Source organism: Microbacterium foliorum, from assembly GCF_003367705.1.
Classification (GTDB): Bacteria; Actinomycetota; Actinomycetes; order Actinomycetales; family Microbacteriaceae; genus Microbacterium; species Microbacterium foliorum.
In genome coordinates this window covers 3,315,066-3,331,989 of the sequence record NZ_CP031425.1, presented here as the reverse complement: position 1 = coordinate 3,331,989, position 16,924 = coordinate 3,315,066, and the positions used below count along the sequence as shown (strand labels likewise).

Below are 16,924 nucleotides of genomic sequence, written 5' to 3'. Positions count from 1 at the left end.
GATCGGTATGCGCTCTGTATGGATTGTGTTCGATGATGAAGAAACAATGAGCGTCCTTGGGGTCTTCGACACCGAAGACGAAGCGGAGAACTACGCCGGAGAGCTCTTCGGAATCGTCCCCCAGGGAGCGAAGTACGCAGAATACTCCGTCCCCTGGAGGCTGACCGACAGATCAACTGCGATCATCATCTGATCTGTCGGAAGGCAGATCGCGTCACTGACAGGTCAAGGAAAAAGAGCCCGTCGAGTCAGTTCCGATCGCGCTTTGCCCGCGCGAGACGGATCCGGACTTGCGCCCGCGTTCTTCTCACCCAGGCCTCGACGTCCGCTCGGGATGAGACCACGCTGGACTGTCCAAGGGCCATACCGATCTGCCCTTCGAAGTCAGCGACGTCGTCAGGCCGGTGCGAGTCCTTGTCGGATCCACGCCTCGACGGCCAGGGCCACCTCGCGGGGGCTCATCGCATCCGTATCGATGATCTCCGCCTTCCACGCGGGGTCGCCGGCCTCGAGATCCCTCCACCGGGGCCACTGCATGGAGGTCTCGCTGCGAACCGTGATGACCTCGGGGGCATGCCGGGGGTCGAGAGTGTGCGCCAGGAACCACTCGCCGAAGCGGTTGTGGTGCACGATCGCGTCGGGATGCTCGCCGCGGCTAAGCAGGCGCGATGTCCGCTCCTCCGGCGAGCAGTGCAGGAGACAGACGGCGATGCCGGTGAGTCGGTCCGCCGACGGTGCGGCGAGGAGTTCGCCCATCGGAACCTGGCCGCACAGCACGGTGTGAACGCCGCGCTTCTCGTGCTGAAGGGCATCGGCGACCCAGCGCTCTACCGCACCGTGTCGCCATGCCGTGTCGGCTCCGGCGGGGACGCCCACAGAGTCGAACTCCACGAGTCGGATCGGGACGCCCCACGCGACGTGCTCGAGGTGCGCGAGCACCGTCGACTTTCCGGCAGCGCTCGCACCCGTCACGGAGAAGAGCACGCGGCCGCCCTAGTCCTGTGGGGCGCGCGGCGGGGTGGCGCCGATGTCGGGCACCGGGGCCGTACCTAGGTGCACCTCCAGGTCGTCGGCCGACGGCGTCTTCGGCCGACGCGCGGTCGGCCGGTCGAGATAGAACAGCGCCGTCGAGGCGATGTCGTCGCGCAGGGGCAGGTAGCGCCATCCGCTGCGCCATCCGAGCGCCTGGATGTCGACCTTGGGGATGCCTGTGGCGAAGTGGATCGGATCGAGCAGGTGCCAGCGGTACATGCCGAACCGCTGCTGGCTCACGTACAGCCCGTCGGGCCTGATGACCTGTGGCATGCCGAGGTACGGGGTCGAGAACTCGGTGTAGCCCTTCCCCGGGATGTCGAAGTTCCAGGCGCCGCCGAAGTAGTCCTCGGTGCCGGTTCCGGCGATCGTCGGGTAGTCGGTGTCGTCGTCGAGGTAGAACTTGATCTCGCCCTCGCCCCACCATCCGTTGGAGTTCACACCCCAGGCGATGTAGGTGCCGACGTACTGGCCCTGCCCCTCGATGCCCTCGAGGATCACGTGCGGGGTGCGGTCCTCGAGCGGATTCGACCGGCGCCACTGCGCGTGGAAGTAGGCGTCGTTCGAGTGGTCGCCGCCGATCTCGTACGTTACCTGGAAGTAGATGCGCACGTCGAGCGTCGAGGTGTTCTCGATCGTGAGGCGTGCGCCGTCGCGGAAGGGCATCGGCCAGTAGGAGTTGAAGCCGCCGTGCGGGTTCGCGGCGATCGTCTGCGAGTTCACCTGGGCGAACACGCCCCAGCCGTTGCAGAAGAAGTCGCCGTACGGCACCTCGACCGCCGGCTCGTCGGCGCCGTCCCAGTAGGCGCGCAGCAGCAGGGTGCGCCAGTTGTCGGTGTGGGTCGTGATCCAGATGTGGGTGATCTTGCCCGCGCCCTCGATGTTCGCGAGGTCGAAGGTCTCGCCCGCCTTGACGTCGACGCTGGGGGAGATCTTCCAGCCGGGGCCGAGGTCGCGGGCGCAGGAAGCGCCCGTGCCCTCGGTCGCCCGGCCCCCGCCCCCAGCGGATCCGTCGAAGTTCTCAGGGGAGATGGAGCGGGTCTGCACGTGTCGCAGCGTTGCGAGGGTCGCGAGATCGGAGGGAGCAGAAGTCATGGGCGCCAATGTAATCGATTTCACGGGAGAACGCCAGAGATCGGATGCGTGCGCGATACTGTTGCATCACATCCGGTGCAGCCGGACGAAGCAGTGAGGTTCGAATGGCCACCATCTACGACGTCGCGGAGCTGGCGAAGGTCTCTCCCGCCACAGTGTCGCGCGTGTTCAACGGCACGAGCGTCTCGGAGGACAAGGTCGCCGCCGTGCGAGCCGCTGCCGCGACGCTGAACTTCACGCCGAACCGCACCGCACGCACCCTGCGGAGGCAGAGCTCCGAGGTCATCGCCCTCGTGATCCCCGACATCGAGAACCCGTACTTCACCGAGATGGCTCGCGGGGTCGAGGACGTCGCGTCAGAGGCCGGGTACTCGGTGGTGCTGTGCAACTCCGATGCCCAGGTCGAGAAGGAGGCCACGTACCTGCGGATCGCGATCGCCGAGCACATGTCCGGCATCATCATCGCGACCGCCGACGAGACCTCGAACCTCGACAGCATCCTGGCGACCGGTCGCCCCGTCGTGGCGGTCGACCGCAGCACGACCTATGACGTCGACGGCGTCGTCATGGCCAACCGGGCCGCAGGCGCGTCGGCGGCGAAGGACCTGCTCGGCGCCGGGTACCGGCGCATCGCCTATATCGGCGGTCCCGAGCATATCGACACGGCGGCCGAGCGCGCCGCCGGCTGGCGTGCGGCCATGGGGTCGGCACGTCCCGAGCTCGATCTCGACGAGCTGGAGCGCTTCGCCACCTTCCGGGTCGACGGAGGGCGCGCGGCGATGGAGGAGCTGCTCGCGCTCGCCGAGCCGCCGGATGCCGTGGTCGCCGGCAACAACCTCATCGGCGTCGGCGCGATCCAGGTGCTGACCGAGCGGGGCCTCACCCCGCCCGAGGTCGGTGTCGCGGTGATCGGCTCGCTGCCCTTCACGACCCTCTCGCCGACCGCGGTCACGGTGGTCCGCCTGCCCGCTCGGCACATGGGCGTGACGGCGGCGCGCATGCTGCTCGACCGCATCGGCGGAGACACGCAGCCCTCCCGCACCGTCGTGCTGCGCAACGAGATCCAGCCCGCCAGCGCCGTCAGGGCCTGAGCCGCAGCACCCGCGATCACGGTGATGTCCCCATACCGCCTTGCGCCCTGAAATCGATTTCGCGTACAGTTGCGGGAGATTTCTGAATCACGAGCACAGGTTTCAAGGAGGACGCCATGCGCCGCACCCCCGGGGCCCCCTGGGCCGAGACCGGAGCGTCCGCATGACCGGTCGCGCCGCCGGCATCCCGCACACCTCGCAGGCGACCGCCTTTCCGCTCGGCGGCATCGGCACCGGCAACGTCTCGATCGGCGCCCGCGGCGAGCTGCGCGACTGGGAACTCGAGAACCTTCCCGACAAGGGTCGGCGCAACCCGCACTCGTTCTTCGCGATCCACGCCGCCCCCGACGACGGCCCCGCCGTCACGCGCGTCCTGGAGGCGCGGATCACCGGGCGCCACGACGCCGATGCCGGCTACGCCTTCGACCAGCTGGCCGGGCTCCCGCGGCTCGACGGCGCCACCCTGCACGGCGAGTACCCGATCGTCGACGTGGACTTCGGGGATGCGGTGCTGCCGGTCGACGTGTCGCTGCACGCCTTCACCCCGCTGGTGCCGCTCGACGCCGATGCCTCCGGCATACCCGCCGCCGTGCTGCGGTACCGCGTCACCAACCCCGGCGCGGCCCGCGTCGCGGTGACGGTCGTCGGCAGCGTGTCGCACACGGCCGGACGCGGAGTCCCCGGGCCGGATGCGCCATGGGGCATGCGTGCGACGCAGAACGTGCGCTGGCGCGACGAGGGCGACGTGCGAGGGCTCGATTTCGGCATCGATCTTCCCTCATCCGACCCCGGATACGGCACGCTCAGCCTCACCACCTCCGACCCCTCGACGACCGTGAAGCCGCAGTGGGTGACCAGCTACTGGCCCGACGGCGCCCGACTGTTCTGGGACGATCTCGCCGCCGACGGACAGCTCGCACCCGAGCCGCGTCTCACCCTCGAGGATCGTCCGCGTGGACTGTTCGCCGAGCTCGATGCCGATCCCGACGCCCCGCCCCTGACCGAGGCCGAGATGCTCGCGAAGCTGCCGCGCCTGCGCACCGGATCGCTGGGCATCGTGCACACGCTCGACCCGGGCGAGAGCCGCGACTTCGAGTTCGTGCTCTCCTGGAGCTTTCCGAACCGACGTCGCGGATGGCACGGGCACATCGTGTTCGCGGATCCGCCGGGCGACGACGTCGTGCGCAACCACTACGCCTCGCTCTGGGCGGACGCCTGGGCCGCGGCCACGCATCTGCACGAGAACCTCGAGGCGTTGGAGGGCGCGACGGATGCCTTCGTCGAGGCGCTCTACGGCGGCACGCTCGACCCCGTGCTCGCCGACGCGATCGGAGCGAACATCGCCGCGGCGCGATCGACCACCGGCTTCGTGCTGGAGTCCCCCCACCCCGACCTGGGCGAGGGCCCGGTGTTCGCCGCATGGGAGGGGTCGTTCGACCACGGCGGATCCTGCGAGGGCACCTGCACGCACGTCTGGTCGTATGCGCAGACGCTCGCCTGGCTGTTCCCCTCGCTCGAGCGCAGCGCGCGCCGCGCGGAGTACCTGCTCGAGACCGACGAGGCCGGCGCCCAGAAGTTCCGCGGCAACCGCATTTTCGGAGGCCCATCCTGGTTCATGGGCCCGGCCGTCGACGGGCAGCTGGGAACGCTCCTGCGTCTGCACCGCGAGTGGAGGTTCAGTGGCGACGACGCCTTCCTCCGCGAGCTGTGGCCCGCGGCCGCACGCACCCTCGACTACGCGATCCGCGAGTGGGACCGCGACGGCGACGGACTTCTCGACGGCGAGATGCACAACACCTACGACATCGAGTTCCACGGCGCGGAACCCCTCGCCAACGGCGTGTACCTCGCCGCCTTGCGCGCCGGTGCGCGAATGGCCCGACGCCTCGGCGAGGAGCAGCGCGCGACCGCGTGGGACGCGCGCGCAGACCACGTCGCCGCGGCGATGGACGAGACGCTCTGGAACGGCGAGTACTACCGTCAGGTCATCGCCGACCCCGACGCCCATCGCTACCAGTACGGCGACGGCGTGCTGTCCGACCAGCTGCTCGGCCAGTTCCACGCGTACGTGAACGGACTCGGGAGCATCCTGCCCCCGGAGCGGGTGGACTCGGCGCTCGCGGCGATCGTCACCCACAACTTCCGTGACGATCTCTCGGCCCATGAGAGCACGCAGCGCGTCTACGCCCTGAACGACGAGGGCGGACTCCTGCTCGCCTCGTGGCCGCGGGGCGGTCGGCCCGTCATCCCGTTCGTGTACTCCGACGAAGTGTGGACGGGCGTGGAGCACCAGGTCGCCGCCTCCCTCCTGTTCGCCGGACGCGTCGACGACGCGCTCCGCATCGAGCACGCGCTGCGCGCCCGCTACGACGGCGCGCACCGCAGCCCCTGGAACGAGATCGAGTGCGGCAACCACTACGCGCGATCGCTCGCCTCCTGGGCGCTGCTGCTCGGCGCGAGCGGAGCGCAGTGGGACGCCCCGACCGGCATCCTCTCGTTCGCCCCGGCCGGCGCAGGGCGCTTCGGCAGCCTGTTCACCACGGGCACCGGATGGGGGCGGGTCGAGATCGACGACGAGACGCTCACTCTGCATCTCGACGGCGGCACGCTCGAGGCGACCGAGCTGCGGCTGCGTGATCGCAGCCTCGCCCACGACATCCGGCTCCGAGCGGGTGAGACGCGGGCGTTCCCCCTCGACCGCGTGCGGACCGGTCGATCGACCGGCGCCAGACCCACCACACCCACGACCAGCACCACACCCACGACCAGCACCACACCCACCACCAGCACCACACCCAGCACGACCAGCACCACCAGAAGCGGAGAGGCATCATGACCACCTACACCCTGCCGGCACCGGCATCCCGACCCGCATCCGCGCCGAGAACCGCGTACCTGATCGCCTCCGGCGACCTGCGCGAGGCCGCCAACACCGGCGGCTGGCCCGTGCAGGTCGAGCTCGAGGCGGGCGTCACCGGCGTCTTCGAAGATCTCGGCTGGACGATCATCCGCGCCAATGACGTCGACCCCGAGACCGGGCACGGCTTCATCTCGAGCCAGCGGATGGGCCTCGAGGTGTTCAAGAACATCCCGACGGATGCTCCGCTGATCGTCGCCGAGGCGGTGTGGCAGTACTCGCACCACGTGCTCGCGGGCCTGCGCACGCACGAGGGGCCGATCCTCACGGTCGCGAACTTCGCCGGGGACTGGCCGGGTCTCGTCGGTCTGCTCGGGCTCAACGCCGGACTGACGAAGATGGGCAAGCCGTACGCGTCGATCTGGTCGGTCGACTTCACCGACGACTGGTTCCGCGACGGCATCCGCGAGTGGACGGAGACCGGATCGATCACGCACGACGCCTCGCACGTGCGCCCGCTGCCCGAGCTGCCCGACAGCCCCGAGAAGCAGCTGGGTGAGGCGCTCGCCGCCGAGCTGCTGGCCGAGAAGGCCATCATCGGCGTGTTCGACGAGGGCTGCATGGGCATGTACAACGCCATCTTCGACGACGAGCTGCTCAACAGGACCGGCATCTACAAGGAGCGGCTGTCGCAGTCGGCCCTGTACGCCGAGATGCTGAACGTCACCGAGGACGAGGCGGATGCCGCCTACGACTGGCTGATCGACGCGGGCATGACGTTCATCTACGGCGAGGATGCCGCGACCGAGCTCACCCGCGAGCAGGTGCAGTGGCAGCTGAAGATGTACATCGCCGCTCTGCGGATCGCCGATGACTTCGGACTCGACGCGGTCGGCATCCAGTACCAGCAGGGTCTGAAGGACCTGGTGCCGGCATCGGATCTCGCCGAAGGCATCCTCAATTCCACCGAGCGTCCGCCGGTGACCTCCCGCGACGGCTCGCGGGTGCTGCACGAGGGCCGTGCGTTCCCGCACTTCAACGAGGCCGACGAGGGCGTCGCGGTCGACGCGCTCGTCACCGACCGCGTCTGGCGGGCCATGGGGCTGGTGCCCGACAACACGCTGCACGACGTGCGCTGGGGTGAGGACTTCGACGGGCAGTTCGTCTGGGTGTACGAGATCTCGGGCTCGGTGCCCGCCTCGCACCTGGGCGGATGGCAGAACGCCGAGGGATGGCGCCAGGGGCACGTGTTCTTCCCCGCGGGCGGCGCCACCATCAACGGCGTCTCGAAGCCGGGCGAGCTCGTGCTGTCGAGGGTGTTCATCGCCGACGGCATCCTGCAGGCCGACATCTTCCGCGCCTCGGTCGTCGAGCTTCCCGCCGAGGAGACGCAGCGACGCAAGGACGCGACCAACCCGGAGTGGCCGATCGCCCACGTCGTGCTGCACGGCGTCTCGCGCGACCAGTTCATGGCCCGCCACAAGGCCAACCACGCGCAGACCGTGTACGCCCCCGACGCCGAGACCGCCGACCGGGCGCTCGTGGCGAAGGCGGCGATGTTCGCCGGCATGGGCATCAAGGTCAACCTGGTCGGAGACGTGAACCTCTGATCGGGTGACCCGGGAGGGCAGGCGAAGGGGGGCGGATGCGAACGGCATCCGCCCCCCTTGTCTCTCCGCCGGGCGAGGTCGGCGCCGTCACCCGAGGTCGAAGACCTCGAGCTGTCGGATCGTGACCTCGACATCCGCCCGGAGCCGGATCCCCGAGGTCACGACGCGTGACTCGAGCTCGAACGGCGTGGTGCGGTCGCTCGGGAGTTCCGCCTCGTACCCGGTCGCCAGAGCGGTCCAGCGCCCGTCGGCGCCGATGACCTGCCACCGCAGGCGCGATGACGCGACGGCGGTGACCATCGTCACGGTGACGTCGGAGACGGCACGCGGCTCGGCGAAACGGCATCCCACCCAGTCGCCGGCCGCCAGGGCGACGCCCCCCGAACCGCTCGGATCTCCGTCGTCGAACAGACGCCCCGCCTCGACGACGCCCGGGGAGGCGATCACGTGTATGCCGTCGGCCGTCAGGTCGTGGCGCCGGGCCGAGATGCCTTCCGGAGGGCGATCGCCCCTCTCGAGGGCGTCGGAGGGGTCGCCGCCGAAGTCGAGGTCGAGATCACGGGCGCCTGCGACGGCGTCGATCGGCAGGTCGGCGGTCGGCAGGTCGACGCCGTCGAGCCGCGCGCGCCGCAGCACGTGCGCGTTCGAGCCGGTGCGGTGCGACCGGATGCGCAGCGACGAACCGTCCGCACGATCCACGCGGATGTCGTCGAGCAGCGGCGAGCCGATCCGCAGCAACCCCGAGGCGAGCTCCAGCGGGTACAGTCCGAGCGCCGCCCAGAGCCACCAGGCGCTCATCTCGCCGTTGTCCTCGTCGCCGGGGAATCCCTGGCCGATGTGAGCGCCCGCGAACAGCCGACCGGCGAGCTCGTGCACGATCGCTGCCGCGCGCCACGGCCGGTCGCTGTACGCGTACATGAACGGGATGTGGTGGGCGGGCTGATTCGAGATCGCGCACATGCCCGAGCGCAGCGCCCTGGCCTCGCGCTGTTCATGGATCACGGTGCCGTACGACCCGCCGAACCGTTCGTCTGCGGTCTCCGGCTCGGCGAAAAGGGCGTCGAGGTGACGGCCGAAGTCCGCCGGGCCGCCGTGGAGTGCGGCGAGCCCCGCCCCGTCGTGCACGGCTCCGACCGACATCCCCCAGGCGTTCGTCTCGACGTTGTCGCCGCCCCAGACGCGCGGGTCGAAGGGCTCGGAGGAGAACGATCCGCGGTCATCGCGGCCGCGGAAGAACCGGGTCTCGGGGTCGAACAGCGAGCGATACGACAGTGCACGGTTCGCGAAGTAGCGGGCGAAGGCGCGGTAGCGCGCGGCATCCGTCGGCGAGGCGAGGGGGTCGGACGCGAGCTGCGCGGCGAACCGGCCGAGGGCGGCGTCGCTCACCGCGTTCTCGATCGTCCAGCTCATGCCCTCGGGGACGTCCGACGAGATGTAGCCGGTGAAGCGGCCCCGCCCGATGCCCTTGCGGCCGCGCAGCGCATCGGGGCCGGGCTCGCACGCGTTGCGCCATCCGCTCTCGAACGCCTCGCGCCGATCGAAATCGACGCCCCAGCGCGCGGCGTCCGCGAAGATCTGGTCGCTCGACGTGCCCACCATGCTGTCGACGTATGCCGGAGCGCTCCAACGCGCCATCCATCCTCCCCGTCGGTACTGCGCGAGCTGGCCGTCGAGCAGCCGGCCGGTCAGTGCGGGATCGAGCAGAGCCAGCGCAGGCCATTCGGTGCGATAGGTGTCCCAGTAGCCGTTGTTCACGACGAGTTCGCCGTCGACGATCGGCGCGCTCGTCTCGCGCTCGCCGAACGGCTCCCGCGCGGCGAACACGTCGGCGAACCGCCAGGCGGGCGCATCCGCCGTTCCGGTGTTCTCGGCGGCGGTGTTCGGGTACAGATGCATCCGGTGCAGAGCGGCGGCGAGGCGGTCGCGGTTCTCCTCGTGGGCCAGTCGGCGGTGGGGAGCGTGCGCCGCGGGCAGAGGTGGGATCGTGACGCGTCCCAGCACGCGGTTCCACGACGCCGCGGCGGTCGCCCGAAGCTCGTCGTAGGTGACGTCTGCGGGTGCCTCGAGGTCGAGGCTGCGTCTGGCCTGCTCCACCGAGAGGAACGACACCGCCACGCGCACCTCGAGGGAGCCGTGTCCGCCGACGTACCCGGCGACCCGGGCCCTGCCGTCGTCGTCGAGGGCGCCGTGCAGATCAGCCGCATCGTCCCCCTCGCGTCGCCGCACGGTGCCGGCGAAGTAGCAGCGGGGAGCGTTGCCCCAGTCCTCGGGACCCTCCGGCGTCCAGCCGGCGAAGCCGTCGTCGGTCCACACCAGGCGTCCCTCGTCGGTGGGCTGATCGATCACGAACCCGACGATCGCTCCCGCGTCGGTGTCGGTGCCGGTGCCGGTGTCGGTGCTGTGCACGCGGAATGCGGCGGTGTGCGAGGTCGCGGTCATCTCCGCCCGGAGCCCGCCTCCGAGTTCGACGGCGTACTCATGGGGGCGTGCGCGCTCTGTGCCGGGGGTGATCCACCGGCGGCGCGCCGCGCGCTCGGACGTCGGCCGGCCGTCGAACGGCATCAGCTGCAGCACCGAGCGGTCGCCGATCCACGGACTCGGCTGGTGCGAGAACTGCAGGGCCTCGAGACGCCGTCCTGGCGGGTCGTCGTGGATGCCGGGGCGGTAGGGCCAGCGGGTGTCGGAGGCGTCGGTGGCCGGGGTGACGAACGTGAACCCGTGCGGAAGGGCGACCGCAGGGATGGTGTTCCCCCGCGAGAATCGGGGTCCGGAGTGGCTGCCGCGTCGCGTGTCGACGCGCTCGACCGGAGGGAGGGCCTCGTCGATGGCGGGCTGCTCGGCGATGACGCACTGCACGAAGCCCGTGACCTGCGCGGGGAGCCCGCTCGAGCCCGCCAGCGACCCGGTGCCGAGCACCAGCTCGACGGCGACCGAGGTGCGGCGCGTCGGATCCGCATGCATCGGAGCGAGGCTCACCGTGTCGGCGTTCCACTGCTCGGGCATGCTCCAGCGCGCCGCGAACTGCGCCTCCGGAGTGAGGGGGACGTCGTACCGGTCGCGCACGGCGGCGACGTCGCTCAGTCTCGTCCCGTCGACCGCTCGCGCATCCACCGTCACGGCCAGAGCCGCATGAGGGGCGAGCGTCGCCGCGTCGCCGTCGGCGTAGAACGCCCAGTGCAGCACCGTGTCGGGGGTGACCGGCACATCGTCGAACCCCGGCACGTCCACGCGCTGCTCCCCGGCCGACGGATCGAACGAGAATGCGAAGACCTGACCGCGCAGGACCCCGGATCGGGGCCTCGACGACGGGGGACCGAGCGGGCCGTCGGCCGGGGTCAGGCGCACACTGCTCACCCCTTCACCGCGCCCTCCTGCACGCCACGGAAGAAGAAGCGCTGCGTGAACGAGAACATGATGATGATCGGCACGAGCGCGATCATCGTGCCCGCCGCGATCAGGCGCGGATCCACCGAGAAGCTGCTGTTGAGGTACGCCATGCCGACCGTCAGCGTGTACTTCGACGGGTCGGAGAGCACGATGAGCGGCCAGAGGTAGTCGTCCCAGGCGCCGATGAAGGCGAAGATCGCGACGACCGAGACCATGCCGCGGATGTTCGGCCACACGATGTGACGGATGCGCTGCCAGGTCGTGGCGCCGTCGACCGTCGCGGCATCCAGCACGTCCTTGGGGATCATCCGGCAGGCGGTGGCGACGAGCAGGACGTTCATCGCGCCGATCGCGCCGGGCAGGAAGACGCCCCACAGGGTGTCGGCGAGACCGAGCGCCCTGATCGTGAGGAAGTTGCTCGTCACCGTGACCTCGCCGGGGAACAGCAGGGTGGAGAGCAGGATGGCCATGACGATCCACTTGCCGCGGAACTTCATGCATCCGAGGGCGTAGCCGGCGAAGGTGGCCAGCACGACGTTGCTCACGACGGTGCCGATCGACACCAGCAGCGAGTGCCAGGCGTAGAGGTACACGGGCACGACGTCGGCGACCGTGAGGTAGTTCTGCAGGGTCGGATCGCGCGGGATCAGGTCGGGGGGAAAGGAGTAGATGTTCTCCTGGGGTCCCTTGAACGAGGTCGAGAGCTGCCACACGAACGGGCCGATGACCAGCACCAGCACAAGCAGCAGCAGGGCGTAGCGCCCGATCAGTCCCCCGAGCGTCGGCGCGCTGAAGTCGCCGGAGCCGCGGCGGCGGAAGATCCGCTCACGCGGGGCGGCCGGCATCCGATCGTCCGGGCGCTGCTCGCCGTCGAGGCGGGGAGGGGTGAGCGTGCTCATGCGGAGACCTTCGCCTTCTTCTCGCGGTTCATGAACGCGATCGCGGCCATCGGCAGCAGGGTGAGCAGGAAGAGGGCGACGCTGATCGCGGAGGCGTAGCCGATGTTGCCGTTCAGCCCCGATCCGACCTGGCGGATCAGCATCACCAGGGAGAGGTCGTACCCGCCGGGGCCGCCGGTGCCCTTGGAGAGCACGTCGAGCTCGGCGAAGACCCTCATCGCCGACACCGAGATGAGCACCGCGATGAGCAGCATCGCGCCGCGCACCGAGGGGATCGTCACCGAGAGGAAGCGGCGGAACGCGCCGGCACCGTCGAGCATGGCGGCCTCGTGCAGCTCCTTGCCGACGTTCCCGAGGGCGGCGAGGTACACGACCATGTAGTAGCCGAGTCCCTTCCAGACGGTCAGCAGGATCGCGCAGCCCAGCAGCAGCCACCGGTCCACCAGGAAGGCCATCGGGCGGTCGATGACGCCGAGGAACTCCAGCGTCTGGTTGATGATGCCGCGGCTGTCGAACAGCCACGTCCAGATCAGCGCGACCACGACGACCGAGGCGATGACGGGGAAGTAGAACGTGGTGCGGAAGAACGCGATGCCCGGCAGCTTCTTCTGCACGAGCATGGCCAGCAGCAGCGGGAGGATCGTGAGCAGCGGCACGCACACCACCACGTAGATGATGCACGTGGTGAGGGCGTTCCAGAACATCTCGTCGCCGAACATCCGCTCGTAGTTCGCCCCGCCGACGAATTCGGGGGTGCGCAGAGGCTTGGCGTCGGTGAAGCTGAGGAAGACGGTGTTGAGGAACGGCCAGAGCGCGAACACCAGCACCCAGACGACGGCGGGGCCGAGGAGGAGCCAGGGGGTGAACCACCTGTGCGATCGCATGCTCGTCCGACGGGTCCGGATGGCGGTGTCCGCGCTCATGGCTTACTGATCCACCCGGTTCGCGTTGGCGTACTCGACGATCTTGTCGAGCTGACCCTTCGGGTCGGCCTCGCCGTTGACCGCGAGGGCGATCTGCTGCGTCATGTAGGTGGCCATGTCGGAGGTCCACTGGAACGGGATCGCCTTGGCGTCCTGCATCGCGGTGAACACCGTGTCGATGGCGGCGAGCTGCTTCTCGTCGGTGATCGACGACGAGATGTTCTCGACCACGGCGTCGCCGCCGTCCGAGGTGCCGGGCGCGGTTCCGACGGCGAGTGACGAGAACGCGATCTGGTTCTCCTCACTGGTCGCGAACTCGGCGAACGCGAGGGCGGCCTCCTTGTTGTCGGAGCCGGCCGACACGTTCAGTCCCTGCACATACAGCGGTGCGATGCCGAGGCGCTGGGTGGCGACGGTGTTCTCCAGCAGCGCCGGGGCGTCCTTCGCGAGATCGGTGGTGAAGCCGGTGCCTCCGGTCGTGAACGCGACCTTCTCCTGGATGTACGCCTCGGCGTTTCCGCCGTAGTCGCCGGTGAGGGCCTCGGCGGGCATCGCTCCCGCGGCGTACGCGTCGGCGAACTTCTGGATGATCGCGGCGGCCTCGTCGGTGTTGAAGTCGAACTCGCCCTCGTCATTGATGACCTCCATGCCCGCGGAGGTGAAGGTGTCGAGCGCGGGGATCGACGAGAGCAGCTGCACCTTGCCGCCGGACTGGTCGGCGACGTCCTCGGCGAGGACGAGCAGCTCGTCGACCGTGGTGGGCAGGTTCGCCTCGGTCACACCGAACGGCGCGAGCTGGGCGAGGTTCCACCACGACGCATCGCTGGACAGGTACCAGGGCAGACCGTAGGTGCCGTCCATGCCGGGGTACTGGCTGTAGGCGTCCCACGCCCCGGTGTTGTACGAGGACTTCAGGTCGGGATCGGCCGTCTCGAGGTCGACCAGCTTGCCGGCGGCGACCAGCGGATAGGCGATGTCCGGCGGCAGGTTCAGCACGTCGGGCAGCGTGTCGGCGTTCGCCTGGCTGAGGATCTTCTCCTGGTACCCGTCGCCCGGCTGGTCGAGCCACTCGACCGTGACGTCGGGGTGCTCCTTCTCGAACGCGTCGATGAGGTCTTCGAAGTAGGGCGTGAACTTCTCGTTCTTCAGCGACCAGGTCTGGAACTGGATCGTTCCGCTCAGCTCGCCGGAGGTGTCGATGGGGCCGGAGGCGCCGGTGGGGGTGCCTCCTCCGGTGCAGCCGGCGAGAGCCATGGCGCCGATCGTGAATGTTGCCAGAGCGACAATGCGTGCGGGAACTTTCATCGTGCTTCTTCCTCGAGGCGGGCGATGGCCGCAGGTCCGAGATCATGGACTGCAGCGCTTTAGCAGATGAAACCATCGGATGACCGCCCTGTCAAGGCGGCGGCTCCGGCACGCCCCGGGGGTGCGGGGTGCGCCGTGTCCGCTCGTTGCTCAAGCGTTATAGTGGTGCGACATGTCCTCGTCGGAGGGCTCCGTCGGAAAGGTCCGGACACATGACGCAGCGCCGCGCTCTCGATGCTCCCCTGAGATTCGGGGCGAACTACACGCCGTCGAAGGACTGGATGCACTCCTGGCTGGACTTCACCCCCGACGACGTGCGCCGCGACTTCGCCGCCCTGGCGGAGCTCGGGCTCGATCACGTCCGCGTCTTCCCGCTCTGGACGGTGCTGCAGCCCAACCGCACCCTTATTCGCGAGAAGGCCGTCGACGACGTGCGCGCGATGGTCGACATCGCTGCGGAATTCGGCCTGGACGCGAGCGTCGACGTGATCCAGGGTCATCTGTCGAGCTTCGACTTCGTGCCGTCGTGGCTGTTCACCTGGCATGACCGCAACATGTTCACCGACCCGACCGCGCTCGACGGACAGGTCTCGCTCGTGCGTGCTCTCGCCGGCGCGCTGAGCGAGGCGCCGAACTTCCTGGGGCTGACGCTCGGCAACGAGGTCAACCAGTTCTCGGCGCACACCCATCCCTCGCCGTGGCCGGTCACGACCGACGAGGCCGGCGCCTGGATCGAGACGCTGCTCGCCGCCGCCGAGGAGGCTGCGCCCGGTGCGGGGCATGTGCACAGCGAGTACGACGCGGTCTGGTACATGGACGGGCATGGTTTCACCCCCGCGCACGCCTCGCGGCTGGGCGAGATGACGACGATCCACTCCTGGATCTTCAACGGCACCGCCCAGCGCTACGGCGGTCGATCCGTCGCCTCCGATCGTCACGCCGAGTACCTGATCGAGCTGTCCCGCGCCTTCGCCACCGACCGGCAGCGGCCGGTCTGGCTGCAGGAGGTCGGCGCTCCCTCGAACTGCCTCGACGAGAGCGAGATGCCGGGGTTCCTCGAGGCCACGCTGCGCTCCGCGGTGCGCACCGAGAACCTCTGGGGTGTGACGTGGTGGTGCTCGCACGATGTGAGCCGGGAGCTGGCGGACTTTCCCGAGCTGGAGTACTCGCTCGGCCTCATCGATCAGCACGGCGAGGCCAAGCCGATCGGACGCCGCTTCGCCGAGCTGATCCCGGAGCTGCGGGCACGGGCCGCGGTGCCCGTGCGGGACACGGCGATCGTGGTCGAGGTCGACCCGCACGAGGTGCCGGTCAGCCGTGCGGCCCTCAGTCCGGGCGGCGCCGTCTTCCAGGCGTGGGTGGACGCCTGCGCGCGCGGCATCGATCCCGCCTTCGTCACCTCGCTCGAGGCCCTCGATCCTGCCGTGCTCGAGTCCCGCGGCATCCGCACCCTCATCCGACCCGACCTGTCGGGCGACTCCGTCGATCCCTACGGCTCGGTCAACACGGTCGTCGGCTGACACGGATCGCGGATCGCGGATCCGCCGCCCCCGGGGTCGCGTCGAGCTCAGGAGGCGGGCGGGGCGGTGCTCTCGCGGGCGCTGAGGGTCGGAGTCGGTCCCTGCGTGCTGGGCAGGGCGGTCTCCGCCTCGATCTGCTGCAGCAGCAGGGTGGCCGCCTGCTCGCCGAGTTCGAAGGTGTCGCGGGTCATCGCCGTGATGGAGGGGTTGATGAGTCCGGCGATGACCGAGTCGTCGAACGACGCCAGCGAGACGTCCCGCGGGACGACGCGCCCCATCTCCTGCGCCACCCGGAGCCCTGCGACCGCCATCACGTCGTTGTCGTAGACGATCGCGGTCGGCCGCTGCCGCCCCGAGAGCAGCGTGCGCGTGACGGCCGAGGCGCGCGCCGGCGAGAAGTCGGTGGTGATCACCTCGCCGACGATGCCGTCGGCGGACATCGCCTCGAGCACCTCGGCGCGCAGTCGGGTGTGCTCGAGGTCGGCGGGGCCCGCGACGTACGTGATCCGGGTGTGCCCGAGGGCGGCGAGGTAGGAGAACAGCGTCTCGGCCACCTCGTCGTCGGCGATCCAGACGCTGGGCACGGCTCCTTCGGGAGACGGCTTCGAGCCGATCAGCACCGCACGCGCATCGAGTGCGGCGATCCTGTCGCTGCGCGGATCGTCGTCACGAGGGTCGATGAGGATGATGCCGTCGACCTGGTTCGACGACCGCCACTGGCGATGCACCTCCATCTCCTCGGCGATGTCGCCGACGAGGCGCAGCTGCAGGCTGACCTTGCTCTGTGACAGGCGGGATTCGATGCCGGCGATCAGGTCGGTGAAGAACGCCTCGGACCCGAGCGAGCGGGCAGGGCGCGCCAGCGCGAAGCCGACGGTGTTCGCCCTGGCGCCCACGAGCGCTCTGGCCGCCGAGCTCGGCTGCCAGTGGTTCTCCGCGACGATCGTGAGGATGCGCTGGCGCGTCTCGTCGCTCACTCCGGGGCGGCCGTTCAGCGCGAACGACACGGCCCCGGGGGAGACCCCCGCCATGCGCGCGATGTCGGCGATGGTGACGCGTTTGCCCAGAGCCATGCGCCTCACACTACTTGATCGGTTTAGCCGCCACGAAGGCGCTGACGGATGCTCGGACCGATCCGCACTAGATCGTTTTAGTAAATCGGATAGCATGGTCGGCAGCCGCCTCTGATCGGGCGCGCATCGAGC

General features: G+C 69.5%; 12 protein-coding genes. 5 read left to right on the top strand and 7 right to left on the bottom strand.

The features are described 5' to 3' along the window. Positions 1 to 7 precede the first annotated feature (7 nt). Positions 8 to 193 (top strand): hypothetical protein, encoded by a 186-nt coding sequence (locus tag DXT68_RS17025; RefSeq protein ID WP_045252902.1) that lies wholly within the window; start codon positions 8 to 10, stop codon positions 191 to 193. A 203-nt stretch (positions 194 to 396) separates the two neighbouring features. Here the strand turns inward: DXT68_RS17025 and DXT68_RS15645 are convergent, their stop codons facing one another. Together DXT68_RS15645 and DXT68_RS15640 are read right to left on the bottom strand one after the other, a co-directional pair. Continuing rightward, the gene (locus tag DXT68_RS15645) at positions 397 to 984 is read right to left on the bottom strand and encodes a DEAD/DEAH box helicase family protein (RefSeq protein ID WP_052677599.1); all 588 of its coding nucleotides are present in this window, start codon (positions 982 to 984) and stop codon (positions 397 to 399) included. A 9-nt stretch (positions 985 to 993) separates the two neighbouring features. Continuing rightward, complete coding sequence (locus DXT68_RS15640) at positions 994 to 2,127, bottom strand: glycoside hydrolase family 172 protein (RefSeq protein WP_045252903.1); 1,134 nt, start codon at positions 2,125 to 2,127, stop codon at positions 994 to 996. A gap of 104 nt (positions 2,128 to 2,231) precedes the next feature. Here DXT68_RS15640 and DXT68_RS15635 point away from each other — a divergent pair, with 104 nt between their 5' ends. The 3 genes from DXT68_RS15635 (at position 2,232) to DXT68_RS15625 (ending at position 7,685) form a co-directional block, all read left to right on the top strand. Beyond that, complete coding sequence (locus tag DXT68_RS15635) at positions 2,232 to 3,218, top strand: LacI family DNA-binding transcriptional regulator (protein WP_045252904.1); 987 nt, start codon at positions 2,232 to 2,234, stop codon at positions 3,216 to 3,218. 163 nt (positions 3,219 to 3,381) lie between these two features. After that, complete coding sequence (locus DXT68_RS15630; protein ID WP_082068798.1) at positions 3,382 to 6,054, top strand: GH116 family glycosyl hydrolase; 2,673 nt, start codon at positions 3,382 to 3,384, stop codon at positions 6,052 to 6,054. Beyond that, complete coding sequence (locus DXT68_RS15625; RefSeq protein ID WP_045252905.1) at positions 6,051 to 7,685, top strand: fucose isomerase; 1,635 nt, start codon at positions 6,051 to 6,053, stop codon at positions 7,683 to 7,685. The genes DXT68_RS15630 and DXT68_RS15625 overlap by 4 nt, the downstream gene beginning before the upstream one ends. 87 nt (positions 7,686 to 7,772) lie before the next feature. Here the strand turns inward: DXT68_RS15625 and DXT68_RS15620 are convergent, their stop codons facing one another. The 4 genes from DXT68_RS15620 to DXT68_RS15605 are packed head-to-tail and all read right to left on the bottom strand — an operon-like array spanning position 7,773 to position 14,199. Further along, positions 7,773 to 11,039, bottom strand: a complete 3,267-nt coding sequence (locus tag DXT68_RS15620; protein ID WP_045252906.1) for a glycoside hydrolase domain-containing protein — start codon at positions 11,037 to 11,039, stop codon at positions 7,773 to 7,775. Beyond that, positions 11,036 to 11,971: a carbohydrate ABC transporter permease gene (locus tag DXT68_RS15615; RefSeq protein ID WP_082068799.1), complete on the bottom strand. Its 936-nt coding sequence runs from the start codon at positions 11,969 to 11,971 to the stop codon at positions 11,036 to 11,038. The genes DXT68_RS15620 and DXT68_RS15615 overlap by 4 nt, the downstream gene beginning before the upstream one ends. Beyond that, complete coding sequence (locus DXT68_RS15610) at positions 11,968 to 12,855, bottom strand: carbohydrate ABC transporter permease (protein WP_045252916.1); 888 nt, start codon at positions 12,853 to 12,855, stop codon at positions 11,968 to 11,970. Before DXT68_RS15610 ends, DXT68_RS15615 begins: the two co-directional genes overlap by 4 nt. A gap of 42 nt (positions 12,856 to 12,897) precedes the next feature. After that, the gene (locus DXT68_RS15605) at positions 12,898 to 14,199 is read right to left on the bottom strand and encodes an ABC transporter substrate-binding protein (RefSeq protein WP_045252907.1); all 1,302 of its coding nucleotides are present in this window, start codon (positions 14,197 to 14,199) and stop codon (positions 12,898 to 12,900) included. A 212-nt stretch (positions 14,200 to 14,411) separates the two neighbouring features. On the opposite strand from DXT68_RS15605, the gene DXT68_RS15600 reads away from it, so the two are divergent. Beyond that, entirely contained in the window at positions 14,412 to 15,719 is a 1,308-nt protein-coding gene (locus DXT68_RS15600) for a glycoside hydrolase 5 family protein (protein WP_045252908.1), read from the top strand. A gap of 47 nt (positions 15,720 to 15,766) precedes the next feature. On the opposite strand, the gene DXT68_RS15595 is transcribed toward DXT68_RS15600, so the two are convergent. Next, positions 15,767 to 16,792: a LacI family DNA-binding transcriptional regulator gene (locus DXT68_RS15595; RefSeq protein WP_045252909.1), complete on the bottom strand. Its 1,026-nt coding sequence runs from the start codon at positions 16,790 to 16,792 to the stop codon at positions 15,767 to 15,769. Positions 16,793 to 16,924 lie beyond the last annotated feature (132 nt).